The organism is Pseudomonas sp. OVF7 (assembly GCF_030644265.1).
GTDB lineage: Bacteria > Pseudomonadota > Gammaproteobacteria > Pseudomonadales > Pseudomonadaceae > Aquipseudomonas > Aquipseudomonas gorinensis.
This window is the reverse complement of sequence record NZ_CP128996.1, coordinates 3,881,391-3,902,197: the sequence shown is the minus strand read 5'-3', so window position 1 is coordinate 3,902,197 and position 20,807 is coordinate 3,881,391. Positions and strand designations below refer to the sequence as shown.

At 62.3% G+C, this 20,807-nt stretch carries 20 protein-coding genes and 1 pseudogene; 11 read left to right on the top strand and 10 right to left on the bottom strand.

Translation table 11 applies throughout. The annotated features are described in order from the left end of the window. The first annotated feature begins 97 nt into the window (after window positions 1-97). The gene (locus tag QU606_RS17770) at window positions 98-1,348 is read left to right on the top strand and encodes a ribonucleotide-diphosphate reductase subunit beta (protein ID WP_024075193.1); all 1,251 of its coding nucleotides are present in this window, start codon (window positions 98-100) and stop codon (window positions 1,346-1,348) included. A gap of 85 nt (window positions 1,349-1,433) precedes the next feature. On the opposite strand, the pseudogene QU606_RS17765 reads toward QU606_RS17770, so the two are convergent. The 5 genes and pseudogenes from QU606_RS17765 to mdeB form a co-directional block, all read right to left on the bottom strand. After that, window positions 1,434-1,850, bottom strand: a pseudogene (locus QU606_RS17765) (response regulator); the annotation flags it as partial. A gap of 2 nt (window positions 1,851-1,852) precedes the next feature. Then, window positions 1,853-3,181: an ATP-binding protein gene (locus QU606_RS17760; RefSeq protein WP_024075191.1), complete on the bottom strand. Its 1,329-nt coding sequence runs from the start codon at window positions 3,179-3,181 to the stop codon at window positions 1,853-1,855. An 11-nt stretch (window positions 3,182-3,192) separates the two neighbouring features. After that, on the bottom strand, window positions 3,193-3,804 hold the full coding sequence (locus tag QU606_RS17755) for a chemotaxis protein CheC (protein WP_024075190.1): 612 nt from the start codon (window positions 3,802-3,804) through the stop codon (window positions 3,193-3,195). Next, entirely contained in the window at window positions 3,804-4,163 is a 360-nt protein-coding gene (locus QU606_RS17750) for a response regulator (protein ID WP_024075189.1), read from the bottom strand. Before QU606_RS17750 ends, QU606_RS17755 begins: the two co-directional genes overlap by 1 nt. 397 nt (window positions 4,164-4,560) lie before the next feature. After that, window positions 4,561-7,239: an alpha-ketoglutarate dehydrogenase gene (gene mdeB / locus QU606_RS17745; RefSeq protein WP_304997260.1), complete on the bottom strand. Its 2,679-nt coding sequence runs from the start codon at window positions 7,237-7,239 to the stop codon at window positions 4,561-4,563. Between the two features lie 204 nt (window positions 7,240-7,443). Between mdeB and QU606_RS17740 the strand changes: the two genes are divergently transcribed. From QU606_RS17740 to QU606_RS17730, 3 genes are all read left to right on the top strand, one after another. Further along, window positions 7,444-8,370, top strand: a complete 927-nt coding sequence (locus tag QU606_RS17740; protein WP_069075890.1) for a class I SAM-dependent methyltransferase — start codon at window positions 7,444-7,446, stop codon at window positions 8,368-8,370. A gap of 148 nt (window positions 8,371-8,518) precedes the next feature. Continuing rightward, window positions 8,519-9,235 (top strand): phosphatidylcholine synthase, encoded by a 717-nt coding sequence (pcsA, locus tag QU606_RS17735; RefSeq protein WP_024075186.1) that lies wholly within the window; start codon window positions 8,519-8,521, stop codon window positions 9,233-9,235. 137 nt (window positions 9,236-9,372) lie between these two features. Continuing rightward, on the top strand, window positions 9,373-10,152 hold the full coding sequence (locus QU606_RS17730) for a TSUP family transporter (protein WP_041161192.1): 780 nt from the start codon (window positions 9,373-9,375) through the stop codon (window positions 10,150-10,152). On the opposite strand, the gene nudC is transcribed toward QU606_RS17730, so the two are convergent. Beyond that, window positions 10,120-10,953, bottom strand: coding sequence for an NAD(+) diphosphatase (gene nudC, locus QU606_RS17725; protein WP_069075891.1), 834 nt, complete (start codon window positions 10,951-10,953; stop codon window positions 10,120-10,122). The genes QU606_RS17730 and nudC overlap by 33 nt on opposite strands. Before the next feature lie 5 nt (window positions 10,954-10,958). Next, on the bottom strand, window positions 10,959-11,771 hold the full coding sequence (locus QU606_RS17720; protein ID WP_024075183.1) for a crotonase/enoyl-CoA hydratase family protein: 813 nt from the start codon (window positions 11,769-11,771) through the stop codon (window positions 10,959-10,961). Between the two features lie 191 nt (window positions 11,772-11,962). Between QU606_RS17720 and QU606_RS17715 the strand changes: the two genes are divergently transcribed. The 4 genes from QU606_RS17715 to QU606_RS17700 all read left to right on the top strand — a co-directional run bounded on the left by QU606_RS17715 (window position 11,963) and on the right by QU606_RS17700 (window position 15,616). After that, window positions 11,963-13,252 carry a chloride channel protein gene (locus QU606_RS17715; RefSeq protein ID WP_069075893.1) on the top strand — a complete coding sequence of 430 codons (1,290 nt, stop codon included), beginning with the start codon at window positions 11,963-11,965 and terminating at the stop codon, window positions 13,250-13,252. A gap of 40 nt (window positions 13,253-13,292) precedes the next feature. Further along, the gene (locus QU606_RS17710) at window positions 13,293-13,847 is read left to right on the top strand and encodes a UPF0149 family protein (protein WP_024075181.1); all 555 of its coding nucleotides are present in this window, start codon (window positions 13,293-13,295) and stop codon (window positions 13,845-13,847) included. Window positions 13,848-13,937: 90 nt separating this feature from the next. Then, the gene (aroA, locus tag QU606_RS17705) at window positions 13,938-15,194 is read left to right on the top strand and encodes a 3-phosphoshikimate 1-carboxyvinyltransferase (RefSeq protein ID WP_024075180.1); all 1,257 of its coding nucleotides are present in this window, start codon (window positions 13,938-13,940) and stop codon (window positions 15,192-15,194) included. Between the two features lie 32 nt (window positions 15,195-15,226). Beyond that, the gene (locus QU606_RS17700) at window positions 15,227-15,616 is read left to right on the top strand and encodes a hypothetical protein (protein ID WP_041161191.1); all 390 of its coding nucleotides are present in this window, start codon (window positions 15,227-15,229) and stop codon (window positions 15,614-15,616) included. 1 nt (window position 15,617) lies between these two features. On the opposite strand, the gene QU606_RS17695 is transcribed toward QU606_RS17700, so the two are convergent. Continuing rightward, window positions 15,618-16,217 carry an NAD(P)H-dependent oxidoreductase gene (locus tag QU606_RS17695; protein WP_102625512.1) on the bottom strand — a complete coding sequence of 200 codons (600 nt, stop codon included), beginning with the start codon at window positions 16,215-16,217 and terminating at the stop codon, window positions 15,618-15,620. Between the two features lie 72 nt (window positions 16,218-16,289). Here QU606_RS17695 and QU606_RS17690 point away from each other — a divergent pair, with 72 nt between their 5' ends. Then, window positions 16,290-16,883: a TetR/AcrR family transcriptional regulator gene (locus tag QU606_RS17690; protein ID WP_069075897.1), complete on the top strand. Its 594-nt coding sequence runs from the start codon at window positions 16,290-16,292 to the stop codon at window positions 16,881-16,883. A gap of 223 nt (window positions 16,884-17,106) precedes the next feature. Here QU606_RS17690 and QU606_RS17685 read toward each other — a convergent pair whose 3' ends face one another. Both QU606_RS17685 and QU606_RS17680 read right to left on the bottom strand, forming a co-directional pair. Then, a complete protein-coding gene (locus tag QU606_RS17685; RefSeq protein WP_304997259.1) occupies window positions 17,107-17,772 on the bottom strand; it encodes a GNAT family N-acetyltransferase in 666 nt (221 codons plus the stop codon). 20 nt (window positions 17,773-17,792) lie between these two features. Then, window positions 17,793-18,695, bottom strand: coding sequence for a LysR family transcriptional regulator (locus tag QU606_RS17680; RefSeq protein WP_304997258.1), 903 nt, complete (start codon window positions 18,693-18,695; stop codon window positions 17,793-17,795). A gap of 112 nt (window positions 18,696-18,807) precedes the next feature. Here QU606_RS17680 and QU606_RS17675 point away from each other — a divergent pair, with 112 nt between their 5' ends. Beyond that, window positions 18,808-20,013: an MFS transporter gene (locus QU606_RS17675; RefSeq protein WP_304997257.1), complete on the top strand. Its 1,206-nt coding sequence runs from the start codon at window positions 18,808-18,810 to the stop codon at window positions 20,011-20,013. Window positions 20,014-20,059: 46 nt separating this feature from the next. Beyond that, window positions 20,060-20,770, top strand: a complete 711-nt coding sequence (locus QU606_RS17670) for a FadR/GntR family transcriptional regulator (RefSeq protein WP_024075173.1) — start codon at window positions 20,060-20,062, stop codon at window positions 20,768-20,770. The last annotated feature ends 37 nt before the right edge of the window (window positions 20,771-20,807 follow it).

Below are 20,807 nucleotides of genomic sequence, written 5' to 3'. Positions count from 1 at the left end.
ACACTACGCGCAGTATTTCAATGCCTAGTAGCCTGCAAATCACCTATTTTTGGACGGGTTCACATGCCGTCAGAACAGACCAGGAAGGAGTATTTCGATGCTGAGTTGGGATGAAGTCGACAACGAGGACACCGGTGCAGCGGTGATCAAGGGCGCCAACGCCGGCCACGCCAGCGAAGCCAACATGGACCGCCTCGACGGTGCCGGCGCCGCTGCCGCCATCGAAGCCCGCGCCGTCACCGCCAGTGACTCCGCCGCCATCGTGCGCGCCAAGGCGGCCCTGGACAAACTCGACATCGCCGAAGGCCTCGCCGAACTCGAAGGCGCCTCCGCCCGCGTCGCCGTTGACGAAAAACGCATGATCAACTGCCGCGCCGACCTCAACCAACTCGTGCCCTTCAAGTACGACTGGGCCTGGCAGAAGTACCTCGACGGCTGCGCCAACCACTGGATGCCGCAAGAGGTCAACATGACCGCCGACATCGCCCTGTGGAAAAACCCCGAAGGCCTGACCGACGACGAGCGCCGCATCGTCATGCGCAACCTCGGCTTCTTCTCCACTGCCGACTCCCTGGTTGCCAACAACCTCGTCCTGGCCGTGTACCGCCTGATCACCAACCCGGAGTGCCGCCAGTACATCCTGCGCCAGGCCTTCGAAGAAGCGATCCACACCCACGCTTACCAGTACTGCATCGAATCGTTGGCCATGGATGAAGGCGAGATCTTCAACATGTACCACGAGATCCCATCGGTGGCGAAAAAAGCCGCCTGGGGCCTGAAGTACACCCGTTCGATCTCCGATCCGAAGTTCGAAACCGGCACCGTCGACACCGACAAGGAACTGCTGCGCAACCTGGTCGCCTACTACTGCGTGCTGGAAGGCATCTTCTTCTACTGCGGCTTCACCCAGATCCTGTCCATGGGCCGCCGCAACAAGATGACCGGCGTCGCCGAACAGTTCCAATACATCCTGCGCGACGAGTCGATGCACCTGAACTTCGGTATCGATGTGATCAACCAGATCAAAATCGAAAACCCACATTTGTGGGATGCCGAGATGAAGGAAGAAGCGACCCAGATGATCCTGCAAGGGACGCAGCTGGAGATCGAATATGCGCGCGATACCATGCCGCGCGGCGTGCTGGGTATGAACGCGGCGATGATGGAGGATTACCTCAAGTTCATCGCTAACCGTCGCCTGTCGCAGATTGGTTTGAAGGAAGAGTATCCAGGGACCACTAACCCGTTCCCGTGGATGAGCGAGATCATGGACTTGAAGAAAGAGAAGAATTTCTTTGAGACCCGGGTAATCGAGTACCAGACCGGCGGCGCGCTGAGCTGGGACTAAGCCCTACCCTGGGCCATGTTCAACTTGACGGAAACGCTGTCAAGAACCGTGAAATGTCGCACTCCAGTGGTGCGACATTTCACGCCAGGCTGTCGCGGTTACGAAGCGCATTCTGCATCTCGAGAGCCTGGTCGAGCGTGCGCTGCAGCTCGTCATCATTCCAGGGTTTGCTGATATAGCGGTAAACGTACCCATCGCTGATTGCCTGAGTAATCATGCTCATGTCGGCATAGCCGGTGAGCAGGATATTCACGCATTCTGGATTGCGCCTATACACCTCGCGGAGCAGAGTCGGACCGTCCATCAACGGCATGCGCGCATCGCAAACGATCAAGTCGATAGCGTGCTGTTCGAAAAGACTCAGTGCCTGCGCGCCATTAGTCGCCAACAGCAAGTCATAAGGTTTGCCACGCAACAGGCGCCGGAGGCTGTTGAGGATACTTTCTTCATCATCCACCAGCATGACGGTGTAGCGTTTTACGCAGGAAGTGGGGGCGTTCATGATCAGCGTCCTTCGGCGGCAGAAGTAGCGAGGGCCTGCACCTGGGGCTGGCGTAATGGTAACCACGCCCGGAAGCAACTTCCCCTACCCGGCTCACTCTCGACGGTGAGCCGTCCATGGTGCTTGACGATGATGCTATACGACAACGACAGGCCCAGGCCCGAGCCCATGCCCACCGGCTTGGTGGTGAAGAACGGTTCGAATATCCGGTTCTGGATCTCAAGGGGGATACCATGGCCGTTGTCGGCGATCTCAACGAACACACCGCCGTCCTCCCTGCCACTCCTGATGGTGATTTGGCCGTCGGCACCCACAGCATGGCTTGCGTTGATGAGCAAGTTCAGAAAGACCTGATTGATCTGTGAGCCCATGCATTCAATAGGCTCGATATCGCCGTAGCACTTGATCACCTGGGCCTTGAACTTGATCTCGTTCCAGATAACGTTAAGGGTGCTATCGAGCCCTTTGTGCAGATCGGCCAACTGCCATTCATAACTGTCGACATGGGAGAACTCACGCAGGTCCTTGACGATGCGAGTGACCCGGTCGAGACCGTCGACCGATTCCACAAGCAACTCGTCGATGTCCTGACGCATGAAGTCGTAATCCACCTTGTCACGCATCGCCGCCAGCTCGGGATGAGCATCGGCATGGCTTTCGTCACTCGCCTGCTCATAAGCCTCGAGCAGCGCGAAAATGTCCACGAGGTAACGACGCAGGCTGTTGACGTTGGAGCAGACAAAGCCGATCGGGTTATTGATCTCGTGGGCCACCCCCGCAGCCAGTTGCCCTATCGCCGCCATCTTCTCGGACTGCAGCAACTGCGCCTGCGCATCTTCGAGCCGCGCGATCAGCAGCGCCTGGGCGCCCTTTTCCTCTTCCAGCAGCTTGTTCAGGTGCGTCAGCTCGAGTTGACGGGCAGCGGTGTCGGTCGTATCACTGATGGCTAAGCCCACGCCCAGGCTGCTGCCATCGGCGTCTTGCACCGGGAAGAAAGTGCAATTCTGGTACATGTGCCGAACCAGTCCACTGATGGGCCGGGTGCTTTCGAAATTGAACAGGTGCGGCCGTTGCTGCCACGAAGTGAAAGCAAAGTTTTGCAGAGTGAGGACGCTGTTGATCTTCTGCCGGGTCCAGACCTCCGGTAGCTCAGGAAAGGCTTCGAACAGCGTACGGCCAACAAGTTCTTCGGCGCTGCGGCCGCTGTTGATGGACATGAAGTGGTTCGAGAACAGCACTTTGCAGTCCTTATCGACGAGCAGCACACCCATGTTGATGGCCGTGAGCATCGACTCAAGGGTTTCCCGGGAGATTGCCTTGCTGTCTGTCATGAGAGGTCCCTTCAAAGCTCGTCCAGCAAACGATCAATGGCCCGAACGACAACGCCTGCTGTACGTTCAGTGATGCAGATCAGCAAGTCGCAGGAGAATTGATGAGCCTCAACCTCGAAGCGGATTTCCAACACCATCGCAAGGTGTTCATTCAGGTTCAACTCATCCAGTGCGTTCGCTTCCTGATCCCTGTGGACGAGAATGGATGGCGCGTCATAGCTCACTTGAGTCGCCACCTGTTTTGCCAGGCCACTGATGCAGGCGCCGGTCAGAATGTTGGTGACATCGAGCATCAGCTCGTCCTGCTGGTCCAGACCGCCGCCCTTGTAGCCCAGCAGTTCGGCCAGTTCATCTGCCCCCATGCAGCCAAAGCACACGAACACTTCTCCGCGTAACTCCCCGAGGAAAGACTGGCGGGTGACGATCATGAAGCTTCGGCGCAGATGCTCCGGAATCGCCAGGTTATTCTGTTCCCGGATCAGCGGGTGAATAAAAGGAACCGAAAGCGTGACCATGGTATTGGTCAGCAGGGCCAGTCGCTCGGCCGCCTGCCCCATGGCGATATTCATCAGTTCCTGCAGGGCATCGCGTTGGTCTTCGGTGAGCTCGGCCAAGGTTTCCATCAAAGCACTCCTATGAGGTGTAAAGCTTCGAGTAGAGCTTCAGCCGTAACAGGCTTGGCCACAAAGGCAGCGGCGCCCAGGTTGAATACGAGTTGCCTGGCCCGGGGCTGGATGTCTGCGCTGATCACGACGACCACCACATTGGCGTCTTCGCGCTTGAGCGCCTCCAGGGTCTGGAAACCGTCCATGACGGGCATGGTGAGGTCGAGAAAAAGCAAATCGACCAAGCCCGCGTGATAGGCCTCCATCACCTCGGAGCCGTTACAGGCTTGGCGGACATCTTCGGTCAGTGATTCTGGCAGGGCACGCAAGACCAACTTGCGGGACATGGATGAGTCATCGGCGATTAGAACTTTCATGGTGCACTCCACATTTATGAAGTGTCCTACGGCTTCAGTCGCGGCCGAAGAAACTACAATTTCTTTTATTCTTTCAAGCACTCTAGCGTGACAAATAGCAAAGAGCCATCAGGAAATCCTGATATTGCGTGAGTGTTTTGCGATATAGCGTCGATGATCAGTGATCTGGGACGTCCACCTTATATAGTGGCGAGCGGGCTTGCCCCGCGTTGGGCTGCGAAGCGGCCCCATTACAGGCGATGTGTTTTTAACTGACACACCGCAGTGCCCTGGTTTTGGGGGCCGCTTCGCAGCCCAACGCGGGGCAAGCCCGCTCGCCACAGCAAGCCCGCTCGCCACAACAGCCCGCTCGCCACAGGTGACTGTTTGCTCAGCCTTCCCACTTGCTCTGCGTTGTTCAGGAGGCCCAGGAGGCGACGCGCTCCGGCAGCAGGCCATACTGCTCAATCGCCCGCTGGCACACCCGCGGCTCCAGACTGCCCTGCTCTACCAACGCAGTGAGTGCAGCCAGCACAATGTGATGACGATCCACCTCAAAGAAATCGCGCAACGCCGCCCGTGTATCACTGCGTCCGAAACCATCGGTGCCGAGCACGGTGTAGCTGGAGTCCAGGTACGAACCGATCATCTGCGGCACCGCCCGCACATAGTCAGATACTGCCACCACCGGCGCGCCCGTGGGCAAGCAGTCTGCCAGGTGACTGGTGCGTGCGGCCTGCAGCGGATGCAGGCGATTCCAGCGTTCCACCTCGCGCGCCTCGCGGGCCAGTTCGCTGAAGCTGGTGACGCTGAACACTTCGCTCGCCACCTGCCAATCATCTGCCAGCAACTGCGCCGCCGCCTGGGCTTCGCGCAACAACGTGCCGGAGCCCAGCAGGCGTACTTGAGCGGCGCTGGCGCCTTCCAGGCGATACAAGCCCTTGATGATTGCGCCCTCCACGCCCTGGGGCAGAGTCGGTTGCGGGTAGTTTTCGTTCATCAGGGTCACGTAGTAGAACTCGTCTACGTCGTGTTCGAGCATCTGGCGCATGCCATGGTCGAGGATCACCGCAAACTCGCCGGCAAAGGCCGGATCGTAGGCGCGGCAATTGGGCACCGTGGCAGCGGTCAGGTGACTGCTGCCGTCCTGGTGCTGCAAGCCTTCACCGCCCAGGGTGGTACGCCCGGCGGTGGCGCCGAGCAGGAAGCCGCGGGCACGCTGGTCAGCGGCGGCCCAGATCAGGTCCCCCACACGCTGAAAGCCAAACATCGAGTAATAGATGTAGAAGGGCAACATGCGCAGGCCGTGAACAGAGTAGCTGGTGGCTGCCGCGACCCAGGAACTGATGGCACTGGCCTCGCTGATGCCCTCTTCGAGGATTTGCCCGTCGGTGGCTTCGCGGTAACTGAGGATCGAGCCAATGTCTTCCGGCTCGTAGCGCTGGCCGACGCTGGAATAGATACCAATCTGCTTGAACAGGTTGGCCATGCCGAAGGTCCGCGCCTCATCGGCAACGATGGGCACGATGCGCGGGCCGAGGGCCTTGTCCTTGAGCAGGTTGGTCAGCATGCGCACGAAGGCCATGGTGGTGGACATTTCCTTGCCGTCGGCGGCCGTGGCAAAACCGGCGTACCCCGTCACGGGAGGCACGGTAACCGGCGCGGTGAGCTGGCTGCGGCTGGGCACATAACCGCCCAGGGCCTGGCGCCGCTGGTGCAGGTAGCGCAGTTCAAGGCTGTCATCCGCCGGCTTGAAGAAACTCAGGGATTCGGCCTGCGCATCCGACAGGGGCAGTTGGAAGCGATTGCGAAAGGCGATCAGTGCTTCGCGATCGAGCTTCTTCTGTTGGTGGGTGGTCATCTTGCCCTGCCCGGCCTCGCCCATGCCGAAGCCCTTTTTGGTCTGGGCCAGGATCACCGTGGGCTTGCCCTTGACCCGACGCGCGGCGTGGTAGGCGGCGTGGATCTTGACCATGTCATGGCCGCCACGCTTGAGCCGGTCGATCTGTTCATCACTCATGCCCTCGACCAGAGCGGCCAGGGATGGGCTTTGGCCAAAAAAATGTTCGCGATTATAGGCGCCGTCCTTGGCCGCGAAGGTCTGGAATTGCCCGTCCACGGTGTGCGACAGGGTATCGACCAGCGCACCGTCGGCGTCGTTGGCGAGCAAGGCATCCCAGTCCGAGCCCCACACCAGCTTGATCACGTTCCAGCCCGCGCCACCGAACAAGGCCTCCAGTTCATCGATGATCCGCCCATTGCCGCGCACCGGGCCGTCGAGACGTTGCAGGTTGCAATTGACCACCCAGGTCAGGTTATCGAGGCCTTCGCGGGCGGCCAGGGTCAGGGCCGACATGCTTTCCGGTTCGTCCATCTCGCCGTCGCCGAACACGCCCCACACATGGCGGTCGGTGGTGTCCTGCAAGCCGCGATGCTGCAGGTAGCGCATAAAGCGCGCCTGGAAAATCGAGCTGATCGGGCCAATGCCCATGGAACCGGTGGGAAATTGCCAGAAGTCCGGCATCAACCACGGATGAGGGTAACTGGAGAGTCCCCGCGCACCGGCCTTGGCCCCGCCGATTTCCTGGCGATAGTGAGCCAGGTCCTGTTCGCTCAGGCGCCCTTCAAGGAAAGCGCGCGCATAGATACCGGGAGCGGAATGAGGTTGATAGAACACCAGGTCGCCGCCAAACCCGTCGTTGCGTGCGCGGAAAAAGTGGTTGAAGCCCACTTCGAACAAATCCGCCGCACTGGCGTAGCTGGCGATATGGCCGCCGAGCTCGCCATAGGCCTGGTTGGCGCGCACGACCATGGCCAAGGCATTCCAGCGCACCAACGAGGCCAGGCGCTCCTCGGTGGCCAGGTCACCGGGAAATGCCGGCTGCTGGTCGACGCTGATGCTGTTGACATAGGGCGTGCCGTGGCGCGGTTTCCAATCGATGTGGGGGGCACGGCCTTCGCGGGCCAGCAGGTCAAGGATCTGCCGTGCACGCGCGGGGCCGGCGTTGGCCACCAGTGAGGCCAGGGCATCGCGCCATTCGCTCAGTTCTTCGTCGTCCACTGCGGTGTGATTCACTGCACTCGCGAAACCATTCATGGGCACCTCCGGGCTTTTTTCCAGTTTATGTCGGTGACGGAGGATTTTTTGCCTATTTTCAGGCGCTGCAGCGCGCATTTTGAGCATGAATCACTGCCAATCAGATTTTTCCCAGCACGTTGTGCTCCAGCGCCGTGTCCATCCCTCACAAAAAAACCGCAACTGTGTTTAAAATGCCGCCCGCTCAATGAATGACGCACAACGATGAACCCAGACGCACTCGCCACGCTGCATGCCCACCTGCTCACGGCCCTGGCCGATGCGCCCACGGAAACCCGCCGCCTGTTCCACGGCCGTGGCCGCTGCTGGCCGGGCCTGGAGCAACTGACGGTCGATTGGTTGCAAGGCGTGGTGCTGGTCGCGCTGTTCAAGGAACCGGAAACGGCGCAGCTGGATGCCTTGAAGCAGTGGTTGAGCACTTTCGAATGGGCGCGGTACGGCGTGCGCAGCGTCGCCTTGCAACACCGTTACCTGCCGCAAAGCACCACCGAATGGTTGTTCGGCGAAGCCGTCGACGCGTTGACGATCACCGAAGGCGGCCTGCGCTATTTGATCGACCTGGGGAAAAAACAGAACAGCGGTCTGTTCCTCGATATGCGCTACGGTCGCAATTGGGTGCGTGAGCAGGCCAAGGGCCAGCGGGTACTCAACCTGTTCGCCTACACCTGCGGTTTCTCCGTGGCCGCCATCGAAGGCGGTGCCGAGCATGTGGTGAACCTGGACATGGCCCGTGGCGCCCTCAGCCGTGGCCGCGACAACCATCGGCTGAACGGTCATGACCTGGGCAAAGTGACCTTCCTCGGCCACGACCTGTTCAAGTCCTGGGCCAAGGTGACGAATAGCGGCCCCTACGACCTCGTGATCATTGACCCGCCGTCCTTCCAGAAAGGCAGCTTCCTGTTGACCAAGGACTACCAGCGTGTGCTGCGCCGCCTGCCGGACTTGCTCACGGCACAGGGCACGGTGCTGGCATGCATGAACGATCCGGCGTTCGGCGAAGACTTCCTGATCGACAGCGTCACGCGCGAAGCACCGGGCCTGCGCTTTATCGAACGGCTGCAAAACCCGCCGGAATTTCCGGATATCGACGCGCAAAGTGGCCTGAAAGCGCTGGTGTTCCGCCAGGGCTGATGCTGAATCGTCCTACGCTTGCTACGCTAGGCAATACACCGGGGCGGTGAACCTTATCCCCCCCTTCCCGGTCGATACCTGCATTCCCTGGCCAGACTCGACGGTGTCACACCGTCGGCTGCCCCGTTTCACCTTTGGAGAACCGCCCGTGATATCGACCCTGCATGTAGCCAGACTGAAAGCCTGGGGCGCCCACGGCTTTACCGCCACCGGTGTGGTATTGGCCTTCCTGGCCACCCTGGCGCTGCTGGAAAACTCACCCAAGGCTTGCCTGCTATGGCTGGGCCTGGCGCTGGTGGTCGATGGCGTGGATGGCTCGCTGGCTCGCCGGGTGAATGTCAGCACGGTACTGCCCAGCTTTGACGGTTCGGTGTTGGACCTGGTGATCGACTACCTGACCTACGTATTTATCCCGGCACTGTTTATCTATCGCTATATCGACCTGCCGGACTTCACCCACTTGTTCACGGTGTCGGTGATCCTGGTGTCGTCGTTGTTCTGCTTCTGCAACGTGAACATGAAGAGCAAGGACAACTACTTCGTCGGCTTCCCGGCCGCGTGGAATGTGGTTGCCCTCTGCGTGTATATCATCCAGCCAGACGCCTGGGTGACCTTGTTGACCGTGATCGGCCTGGCGCTGCTGACCGTGACGCCGATGAAGTTTTTGCATCCGTTCCGGGTCAAGCGCTTCATGCCGATCAATATCGCGGTGACCACGATCTGGTTGCTGTGCAGCTTTTTGATGGTGGTGGATTACCCCAATACCAACCCGTGGACATTCGGCTTGTGGTCGCTGATGTCGGCGTATTTCCTCGGGATTTGCATCTGGCGCACGGCGCTGGAGTGGCTGGGCACGCACAAATAGCCAAGCAGGCACGGTAAAACATGTGGGAGGGAGGGGGCTGGCCCTCCCACATTTGGTTCTGCGTACCTCAGGCAGGTAAGATGGCGGCCCTTCGCACAGCGCTTTTGCTGCGCCCTGCCACCATTAAGCCCTGCCCAATGCCTTTCGAACTCAGCGTAGACCTCACCACCCTCGCCATTCTGGCCGTCGTGGCCTTTATCGCCGGCTTCATCGACGCCATCGCCGGCGGCGGTGGGTTGCTCACCACCCCGGCCCTGCTCACCGCGGGCATGCCGCCCCACCTGGTGTTGGGCACCAACAAGCTCAGTTCCACCTTCGGCTCAGCCACCGCCAGCTTCACCTTCTACCGACGCAAGCTGTTCCACCCGCGCCAATGGGTGCACGCCATCGTCGGCACCTTGGTCGGCGCACTGGCCGGGGCCGTGGTCGCCCACTACCTGCCCGCCGAAACCCTGAACAAGATGCTGCCGGTCATTGTCTTTGGCTGTGGCCTGTACCTGTTATTCGGCGGCACACCCAAGGCTGCGCTGGATGCCGATGCACCGATCAAGAAGAAATGGCAAAGCACCCAAGGCTTTGGCCTGGGTTTCTATGATGGCGTAGCCGGGCCAGGTACGGGCGCGTTCTGGACCGTGAGCACAATGCTGCTGCACCCCATCGACCTGGTGAAGGCCAGCGGCGTGGCGCGCAGCATGAACTTCGTCAGCAACGCGGCGGCGCTGTCGGTGTTTATCTTCAACGGCTCGGTGGATTGGATCGTCGGCCTGGCCATGGGCATCTCGGTGATGTGCGGCGCATTCTTTGGCGCACGCAGCGCAATCAGCGGCGGCGCCAAATTCATTCGCCCGGTGTTTATCACCGTGGTCCTTGGCCTGACTGTACGCCTAGCCTGGCAGCACTGGTTCAGCGTGGCCTAAGCGACGCGCGACGTACAGGTCGATCAGGTAGCGCGCAATCGAGCGTGACGCCGGCAACGGCGGCAGGTCGTGGATGTTGAACCACTGCGCGTCCTCGATTTCGTCAGCCTGGGGCACGATATCACCGCCGGCGTACTCGGCATGGAAGCCCAGCATCATCGAGTGAGGGAACGGCCAGCACTGGCTGCCCATGTACTGGATGTTGCGCACCTCCACCTGCACTTCTTCGCGCACTTCACGGATCAAGCAGTCTTCGGCCGACTCACCCGGTTCGGCAAACCCCGCCAACGTGCTGTACACCCCAGGCACAAAGCGTGGCGAACGCGCCAGCAGGATCTCATCACCGCGGGTCACCAGCACGATCATGCTTGGCGAGATACGCGGGTAGCTGCGCAGGTCACAGGCCTCACAGAACATCGCTCGCTCACGGGGCACCTGGACCATGGCCTGCCCGCAACTCCCGCAGAACCGGTGTTCCCGGGCCCAGGTACCGATCTGCGCGGCATAGCCCAACACTTTGTAAAGCCGGTGATCACCTTGCAACATGAAGCCGCGCAGGCCCTGCCAGCTGCAGCCGGGGACCTCGCTGGCGGCGTTGAGCTCCAGCAGGTACACCGGCTCGCCGTCGAGGTGGCCGATACCGTGTTCGGCGAACACCGAAAGGTCTTGGCGCTTGAGCCATTCCCGGGGGAACAGCGGGCCGTTGGTGTCATGCAAAAAGCCGTCGCGGCTGCGGGCGACAGCCCAGCCGCCGGGGGTTTGGTTGTCCAGCAGCGTAGTGGTAATCCAGCCTGGGGTCATGTCAGTCAATCCACGAATTCGGGTTTCTGCTTGCTCATATGGGCCGCGATGGCCACGCGCAGGTCGTTGGATTGCAACATAGCCGAGTTCCAGGTGGCAACGTATTCCAGGCCGTCATTGACCGTATGGTCACGCATGTAGCTGATCATGGCCTTGGTACCGGTCACGGCGATCGGCGATTTGGCGGCGATTTCATGGGCGATTTCCAGGACGCCGGCCAACAGGCTTTGCTGGTCGGCATACACGCGATTGACCAGGCCGATGCTGCGCGCTTCCTCGGCACCGAACGCGCGGCCGGTATAGGCCAGCTCACGCAGCATGCCGTCGCCGATAATGCGCGGCAGGCGTTGCAGGGTGCCGACGTCAGCGGCCATGCCGATGTCGATTTCCTTGATGGAGAATTGCGCGTCCTCGGCGGCGTAACGCATGTCGCAGGCGCTGATCAGGTCGATGGCCCCCCCAATGCAGTAACCCTGGATCGCCGCCAGCACCGGCTTGCGGCAGTTGTCGACGGCGTTGAACGAGGCTTGCAACTCAAGGATCTTGCGGCGCAGCAGGCGTGCGTTACGGCCCACGTCCTTGCCGAACGCATTGGCCACCGAGGCCAGCATCATCAGGTCGATACCGGACGAAAAGTGCTTGCCGGCACCGCTGAGTACCACGGCGCGCACGGCGTCGGTGTCTTCCACCCATTGGAAGATATCGATGATCTCGGTCCAGAACGCCGCGTTCATCGCGTTGATCTTTTCCGGGCGGTTGATCTGCACATGGGCAACGTTACCGATGAGTTCGACGACGAAAGCTTGGTATTCGGACATGGCAGTGATCCCTGGCTGGCGATTGAGAAAGGCCAGACTATAACAAGGGTGCACAAGGGCGCATCGGCCAAAAACAGGACTGGTAAAAGCCATTGAATGCAGTGGCGCAGGGTTGACGGCACGCCGATACATTTCATCCAGGCCCGACGGTTTATCGGCTATACACTCTGGGGCACTGTCTGGAGTCGTTTATGCCGTCCACGTTTCGCTCATCGTTGATTCTGGCCCTGGTGGTCGTGTTCACCGGCATTGGCGCCGGCCTGGGCGGGATGCTCCTGGCGTTGCTGCTGCATGGCATCCAACACCTGGCCTACGGCTACAGCCTCGACAGCCTGGTCGGGCATGAAACCTTTCTGCGGGGTGTCACTGCCGCGCCCCCCGAGCGGCGCTTGCAGGTGTTGGTGGTGTGCGGCCTGGTCGCCGGCCTGGGTTGGTGGGCCGTGTATCGCTATGGTCGCCCGCTGGTGAGCATCAAGCAGGCGGTGTCATCCACGATGCCGATCATGCCGCCCAAGACCACCCTCGCCCACGCCCTGTTGCAGATCGTCACCGTGGCGCTGGGATCGCCCCTGGGCCGTGAAGTGGCGCCGCGCGAGGTCGGCGCACTGGCCGGCAGTTGGTTGTCGCAACGCGCGCGGCTGACCCCGGATATGCACCGTTTGATCGTTGCCTGTGGCGCGGGCGCGGGCCTGGCGGCGGTGTACAACGTGCCGCTGGGCGGCGCGGTGTTTGTGCTGGAGGTGCTGGTGGGCGCGTTCAGTTGGCCCGCGGCGCTGATCGCCCTGGCGACCTCGGCCATTGGTGCGGCCGTGGCCTGGATCGGGTTGGGAGCGGAGGCGCAGTACGTGGTGCCGCATTTTGTCCTGAGCCCGGCATTGATCGCCTGGGCCGTGGTCTGCGGGCCGCTGTTTGGCATGGCCGCCTACGGTTTCACGCGCCTGACCGGCGCCGCGCGGGCGAACGCCGCGCGCGGCTGGCGCCTGCCGGTGCTGTGCTTGATTAATTTCACGCTCATCGGCGGCCTGGCGATGCTGCTGCCGCAAATCCTCGGCAATGGCAAAGGCCCGGCGCAATTGGGCTTCGACAATGAACTGACGATCGGCCTGGCCGCGCTGTTGCTGCTGGTCAAGGTACTGATCACCACCAGCAGCCTGCGCGCCGGAGCCGAGGGCGGGCTGTTGACGCCCGGCCTGGCCAACGGCGCGCTACTGGCGATTATCCTCGGCGGCGCCTGGAGCCTGGCGTGGCCGGGGGTACCGTTGGGGGCTTTCGCGATCATCGGCGCGGCCGCTTTCCTGGCCGCCAGCATGAGCATGCCGCTGACAGCGATCGTGCTGGTGGCGGAATTCACCCGTATCGAGCATGACTTCCTGGTACCGATTATTCTCGCGGTGGTGGGTGCGGTCTGCGTGAGCAAGCTGTGCCAACGCTGGGAAAGTGCTGGAAAAAAGCCGGCCCAAGCGCCATCCTGCGCGCTTTAAGCCGCCCCATCAGCGGCGCTCGACGTTTAAGGACATGCCCATGCTCACCCAACCCCTCACCCCCGCCGATTTCGAATTTATCGAAGACACCCTGCTCCAGTACGGCGATGACCATTCGGTGCTGAACCTGGCTGAGCTCGACGGCTACTTCACGGCCTTGGTGTCCAGCCCGGCGCAGGTGGATATCGCCGAATGGTTCCCGGCGATCTGGGGTGGGCAAAACCCGGACTGGGAAAGCGCCGAGCAAGCCAAGCAGTTCCTCGAACTGTGCGTACGCCATATGAACGCCCTCGCCACACAGCTGGCCACCGATGCCCAGGGTTTCAAGGCGCGCTTCGATGACACCGAGCATCAGGGGCAAACCGTGACCCTCGCCGAAGAATGGTGCTTTGGTTATATCCGTGGTGCCGCGATCGGCAACTGGCCGGACCTGCCCGCTGAACAGGCCGCGAACCTGGAGAAAATCTCCTGGTGCGCCGAACAGGACAACTTCGAGTTGCCGGCCGACCTCGATGTACAGGCCCACCAGCAGCGCGCCAGCGCAATCGAACCGGCCGCCCGGGCGCTGCACGATTACTGGCTCGCCCAGCGCTAAGCCTCGACAAGCGTGGCGTCTATGCCCGATTATTCGGGTCCGCCCGTCGGCCACTCCGTACCACCTTGCCTGAATCAGGAGCCTTGTACCTTGAGTTCGCAGAAAACCGTGACCGTTACACCGCCCAATTTCCCCCTCACTGGCAAGGTCGCGCCCCCCGGCTCCAAATCCATTACCAACCGCGCCCTGCTGCTGGCGGCCCTGGCCACCGGCACCAGCCGCCTGAGCGGCGCACTGAAGAGTGATGACACCCGGCACATGTCGGTGGCCCTGCGCCAGATGGGCGTGATCATCGATGAGCCGGACGACACCACCTTCGTGGTCACCGGTTCAGGCAAGCTGCAATTGCCGGCACAACCGCTGTTCCTCGGCAACGCCGGCACCGCCATGCGCTTCCTCACCGCCGCCGTGGCCACCGTGCAAGGCACCGTGGTGCTGGACGGCGACGACTACATGCAAAAACGCCCGATCGGCCCGCTGCTGGCGACCCTGCGTGAGAACGGCATCCAGGTCGAGAGCCCGACCGGCTGCCCCCCGGTGACCGTGCACGGCGTCGGCAAGGTCCAGGCCAAGCGCTTCGAGATCGATGGCGGCTTGTCCAGCCAGTACGTCTCGGCCCTGCTGATGCTCGCAGCCTGCGGCGAAGCGCCGATTGAAGTGGCGCTGACCGGCAAGGATATCGGCGCCCGTGGGTATGTGGACCTGACCCTGGACTGCATGCGTGCGTTCGGCGCGCAGGTCGAGGTGGTCGACGACACGACCTGGCGCGTGGCCCCCACCGGCTACACCGCCCATGACTACCTGATCGAGCCCGATGCTTCCGCCGCCACGTACCTGTGGGCTGCCGAAGTGTTGACCGGCGGCCGCATCGACATCGGCGTGGCCGCGCAGGACTTCACCCAGCCAGACGCCAAGGCCCAGGCCGTGATTGCCCAGTTCCCGCACATGCAGGCCACGGTGGTCGGTTCGCAGATGCAGGATGCGATCCCCACCCTGGCCGTGCTGGCCGCGTTCAACAACACCCCGGTACGCTTCACCGAACTGGCCAACCTGCGGGTCAAGGAATGTGATCGGGTGCAGGCGCTGCATGACGGCCTGAACGAGATTCGTCCGGGCCTGGCGAGCATTGAAGGCGACGACTTGCTGGTCGCCGCCGACCCGGCGTTGGCCGGCACGTCGTGCAACGCCCTGATCGACACCCACGCCGACCATCGCATTGCCATGTGCTTTGCCCTCGCCGGGCTGAAGGTCTCGGGCATCAGGATTCAAGACCCGGACTGCGTGGCCAAGACCTATCCTGAGTACTGGAAGGCCTTGGGCAGCCTCGGTGTGGCGCTGACTTACTGAGGAAAACGCGTCGGAATGGGGAGGGAATGAACATGACGATTCGCCAACCCTGCCCACCCGGCGCCTGCGTCTGCGATCGCGAACAATTGCTGCAAGCCCCCGGCGCCGACCTGCGCATTCTCAGCCTGACCCGCCAGGAAGAAAAACGCCTGCTCGAACGCCTTGAAAACCTGCAGAACCTGCAAGACCTGGAACGTATGCAGCAGCGGATGTACGAGCTGTTGGGGATTCGCGTGCACATCGCGCCGGGGCACACCGAGGTCAAGAGCATGCGCGGGATTCAGATCGTGATCGACGAACTGCCCGGCATGTGCCGCAAGACCCGACAATCGATCCCGGCGGCGATTCGTCGGGGCCTGGAGAAAAACCCGGAAATTGCCTACCGCCTGCTGGACGCCCACGATCTGTTTCGCGAAGGTTGAATCAACCGGCAACCGTCTCGGCCTCGAACAGCCTCTGCCCCACCGCCTTGGCCGTTTGCAGATGCGCGGTCGCCGCGCCATCTTCCGACTCCAGCAACAGCTCCGACGTCACCACCTGGGCCCCGCAGTAATCAAAGATCCCGTAGTCGATTTGCGTGCGCATCGCCTTGGCATAGCCATGTCGATCAAAGGCGCTTTCATCGGCGGCGCCCAGGGCCAGCAGGTGCACACGCAAGTGGCGCAGCTTTTTCACCACGGGCGTGGCGGGGCCGTAGTCGATTGCCCAGCCGTTGACGAAAACGCGGTCGACCCAGCCCTTGAGCAACGCCGGCATGGACCACCAGTAGATCGGGAACGCTATCACCAGCGCATCGGCACGGTCGATGCGCGCTTGTTCGGCCAATACGTCGGCCGGCGGCGTAGCGCGGATACGGTGCACAAGGTGATCGGCGGCGGCGTAGCGCGGGTTGAAGCCTTCGGCGGCGAGGTCGGCGATTTCGAAGCTGTGGCCCGCCGCAGTCAGCCCGGCAGCCACCTGCGCGGCCACGGCGTGGGTGAGCGATTGTGGGTCGTGATGGGCAACGACGATGAGTGCGTGCATGACTTTGACTCCCTTTCGGTTTAATCTACTTTTAGTAAGTTAACGCAGATAAGTTACTTTTGGTATATAATCATGTCAAGCCTTGAATCCCCTGCCCCACGTCGTCGCCTGTCCCGTGAAGATCGCCTGCGCCAATTATTGGATGTGGCCTGGCAACTGGTGCGCGAGGAAGGCACCGAAGCGCTGACCCTGGGCCGCCTGGCGGAACTGGCGGGCGTGACCAAGCCGGTGGTCTACGACCATTTCGTCACCCGCGCCGGGTTGCTCGCCGCGCTGTATGAAGACTTCGACGGGCGTCAGACCCAGGTGTTTGCCGAGGCCCTCGACGCCAGCAGCGCGACCTTGGAAGAGCGCGCAGGGGTGATTGCCTCGTGCTATGTCGATTGCGTGTTATTGCAGGGCCGGGAAATTCCGGGGGTGATTGCGGCACTGAGCAGCTCGCCGGAGCTGGAAGCGCTCAAGCGTAAATACGAGGCGATTTTTCTCGACAAATGCCGCGCCGCGCTGGCGCCCTTTGGCCAGGTATCACAGGCAGGATTGCGGGCGATGCTGGGTGCCGCGGAGGCGTTGTCCCACGCAGCCGCCAGTGGCGAAATCAGCCGTGAAGAGGCGCAACAGGAGTTGCTGGCGACGATTCTGGCGATGGTCAATCGCTCACGGAGCTGAAGACTGGACGGGCTTGCCCTGATGCCGTCCAGTTAAGGCTTTTTTGTAGGAGCGAGCTTGCTCGCGAAGAACTCACAGGCGCCGCGTTGATTCAGGAAACACGCGTTATCGTTGAGGTTCTTCGCGAGCAAGCTCGCTCCTACAGAAAGAAGGCGATGTACGCTTAACTGAACGGCATTAGCGCAAACCCGCTCGCCACAAAAAAAAGCCAACCCGGCCCAGGCTAGCGCCCCGCCACAAACAACTGGACCTTGCGCGCCAGTTGATCCAGGTGCCGATCGCGCTGTTTCTCGGCATCCACCATCGCGCGCTTGCCGTGCTTTTGCAGCAGGTAGGTATGGATCTGCCGCACCTCCAGCGAGCTGTAGATAGACGCTACATCCAGCACGCCCATCAGCCCATCGCTGGCGTAGCTGCGGGTGTTCATCAGCACCTGGGTGTCACGCGCGGCTCGCACTTGAAAACCCATGGCTTCGAACACCGGTACCTTCTCCACCGCACATGCCAGTTCGGCATGGGGATAGCGCGCCAGCACGTCCTGAAGCATTCCGCGCGCCACGCCCTGGCGCCGGAAACCGGCTTGCACCGCCATGAACGCGATACCACACGCTTGAGGGTCATCTTTCATCGGTAGGTACAGGCAAAAGCCAATCACCTGTTCGTCCTCCATCGCCACGACCAGCTCGACCGCAATCCCCTTCGATCCACCCAACGCCTCCAGGTACAGGTGCACCTCAAAGCCAATGGCGTACTGGTAGATGGTGTAGAGCAGGTTGCTCGGCGGCAGTGCCACACTGCTGATGTCGGTGAGGTTGTCCACCACCATCTGCAGGATCTGGCTGTTGATCGGCTCGGGGCACGGCGCGGTGTAGCGGGTAAGGCTGAACATGCAAATTCCTGGGTTTCACGTCAAGGCAGCGCGGATTGTACCTGCTGGGCACACACCTCGCGCAAACAGCTGCGCAACCAGCGATGGGCCAGATCGACGTCCAGGCGGGGGTGCCAGAGCATCGCGACAGTGAACGTCGGCAGCGCCAGTGGCAGTGGGAAACAGAACAGGTCGCGCCGGTCGGCGGTGTAGCGCTCGGGAACGGCGGCGATCAGGTCGGTGCTGCGGGCCAGGGCAATCGCGGTGGAAAAACCGGCGACGATGCTGGTGATCTGCCGAGCCAGGCCCAGCGCTTCGAGGGCATCGTCGATCTGGCCGCGCGCCTGACCGCGCCGGGACACATACACATGGCGGCCCTGGGCAAAACGTGCGGCGCTGACGTCGCCCTGACTGAGGGCATGACCGCTGCGCACCACGCCGATCAGGCGATCGCGAAACAGCGCCTGGGTCAGCACTTCGGGGCTGGCGGTGGGGTCGACCACACCGGTTTCCAGGTCGACGCTGCCTTCGCGCAGCAAGAGGTTGTCTTTATCGGTCTTGTTGACGAAGCGCAGGCGCACACCCGGGGCTTGCTGATCGAGACGGGCCAGCAGCGCCGGGGCAAAGCTTTCAACAAACTCCTCGCTGGTGCGCAAGGTAAACGTACGTGTCACCTGGCCCATGTCCAGGGACTGCACGGGGCGCAACACGGCCTGGGCGTCCTGCACCAGGCGGCCGACCTGTTCACGCAACTCCAGCGCCCGTGGCGTCGGCACCAGGCTTCGGCCCGCGCGGACCAGCAACGGGTCGCCCGTGGTTTGCCGCAGGCGTGCCAAGGCGCGGCTCATCGCCGAAGGACTCAGGCCCAGGCGCTGGGCCGCGCGGGCGACGCTGCCTTCGGCCAGCAGCACATCCAGGGTGACCAGCAAGTTGAGGTCGGGCATCAGCGCTCCTATCAGGCGTTTGACGCAGGTATTCAGTGCAACTCATGCGTCTTCCGCCATGTTAGGCCACGCCGTAGATTTGTGACAGTTGCGTTCATTCAAGGAATCTCCCATGCACACTTCCTCACGTGGCGGTCTTGCCAGCCTGTCCCTGTCCATGTTGCTCGCGTCCCTTGGCACCAGCATTGCCAATGTCGGCCTGCCCCGGCTGGCGCAAACATTCGATGCGTCATTCCATGCCGTGCAATGGGTGGTGCTGGCCTACCTGATGGCGATCACCGCGGTGATTGTCAGCGCCGGACGCCTGGGTGATCGCCTGGGCCGCAAGCGGTTGTTGCTCGCCGGGTTATTGTTGTTTGCGCTCGCCTGCGGGTTGTGCGGTGTCGCGCCCGGCCTGCATGGGTTGATTGCCGCGCGAGTCGCGCAGGGGCTGGGCGCGGCGATCATGATGGCGATGACCCTGGGCCTGGTCGGCGATACGGTGCCCGCGGAACGCACCGGACGCGCGATGGGTTTGCTCGGCACGATGTCGGCGGTGGGCACGGCCATGGGCCCCAGCGTCGGCGGCATGTTGCTCAGCGTGTGGGGCTGGCAGGCCCTGTTCCTGGTGGGTGCGCCCCTGGGGTTACTGGCGGCCGCCCTCGCCTGGCGCTACTTGCCGGCTGATCAGCAACGGGCGCGCCCAGCCGCCAGCGCAGGGTCGTCATTGAAAGCCGGGGCGTTGTGTGCCGGCCTGGCGATGAGTGCGTTGGTCGCCGCGGTGATCATGGCGACCTTTGTGGTCGGCCCTTTTTACCTGTCCCTTGGCCTGGGGCTGCCCCCTGAGTGGATGGGCCTGGCCATGGCCGTCGGCCCCTGTGTCGCAGCGCTCACCGGTGTACCGGCAGGCCAACTCACCGACCGCCTGGGCAGCCAGCGCATGACGCTCGCGGGGCTGGGCACTCTGCTCGGTGGCGCCCTGCTGCTGTCACTGGCGTCGGGACTGGTCGCCTACCTGGGCTCACTGGTGATTTTGACGGCGGGCTACAGCCTGTTCCAGGCCGCCAACAACACCGCAGTGATGAGCGGTGTGGAAAGCGCGCGCCGCGGTACGGTCTCGGGCCTGCTCAACCTGTCACGCAACCTCGGGCTGATCTTCGGTGCCTCGGCCCTGGGCGCGGTATTCGCGCGGGCGACCCCCGACGTTGTCCATGGGACCGCGCAATCGGTGACGGAGGGCCTGCATGCGACCTTTTTCGTCGCCGCCGGCCTCATGCTGCTGGCCTGTGCGATTGCAGGGTGGCGCGGTGTCGACCGCGCTCACCTGTTGACAAGATAAAATCGTAACGACTATTGTCTGACAACCTGACTACCAAGGTTGTCCCATGCTTGAGCTCCAGCGCCCCGATTCGCTTGTCGTACGGGTTGTCAGCGCCATCCGCGCAGAAATCGATTCCGGCCAATTGCCGCCCGAATCGCGCTTGCCCACCGAACAGCAATTGGCGGAGCAACTCAACGTCAGCCGCTCGGTGGTGCGCGAGGCCATCGCCCAGCTCAAGGCCGACGGCGTCATCACCGCGCGCCGCGGGCTGGGCTCGTTCATTTCGCAAACCCCGGCCGGCACGGTGTTCCGTTTTCCGCAGCCGAATGGCCGTCTTCCCGACCTGGCGCAGATGTTCGAGGTGCGCCTGTGGATCGAGACCCAGGCCGCCGCAATTGCCGCCCGGCGCCGCGACGACGCCGACCTGCAACGCATGCAACGCGCCTTGCAGGCCATGCAGGAGCATCGCGACAACTTCGAAGCCGCCGCCCTGGCTGACGTGGAATTCCACCGCGCCATCGCCGACGCCAGCAAGAATGACTACTTCGTGGCCTTCCATGACTTTTTACGCAGCCAGTTGGCCAGCGCACGCAAGACAGCCTGGGAAAACTCGGCCTCGCGTTTTGTCACCGGCTCCGCGGATGCGACCCAGGAACACCAGTTGCTCTATCAAGCCATTGCCGACGGTGACGCTCAACGCGCCGCCGCCAGTGCCGAGGCCCACCTGCGCGCTGCGGCCGGGCGCCTGAGCCTGGAATTGCCCACCACCAACTGACCGATTCCACCCCGTTTATAGCGTGTCCTCGACACGC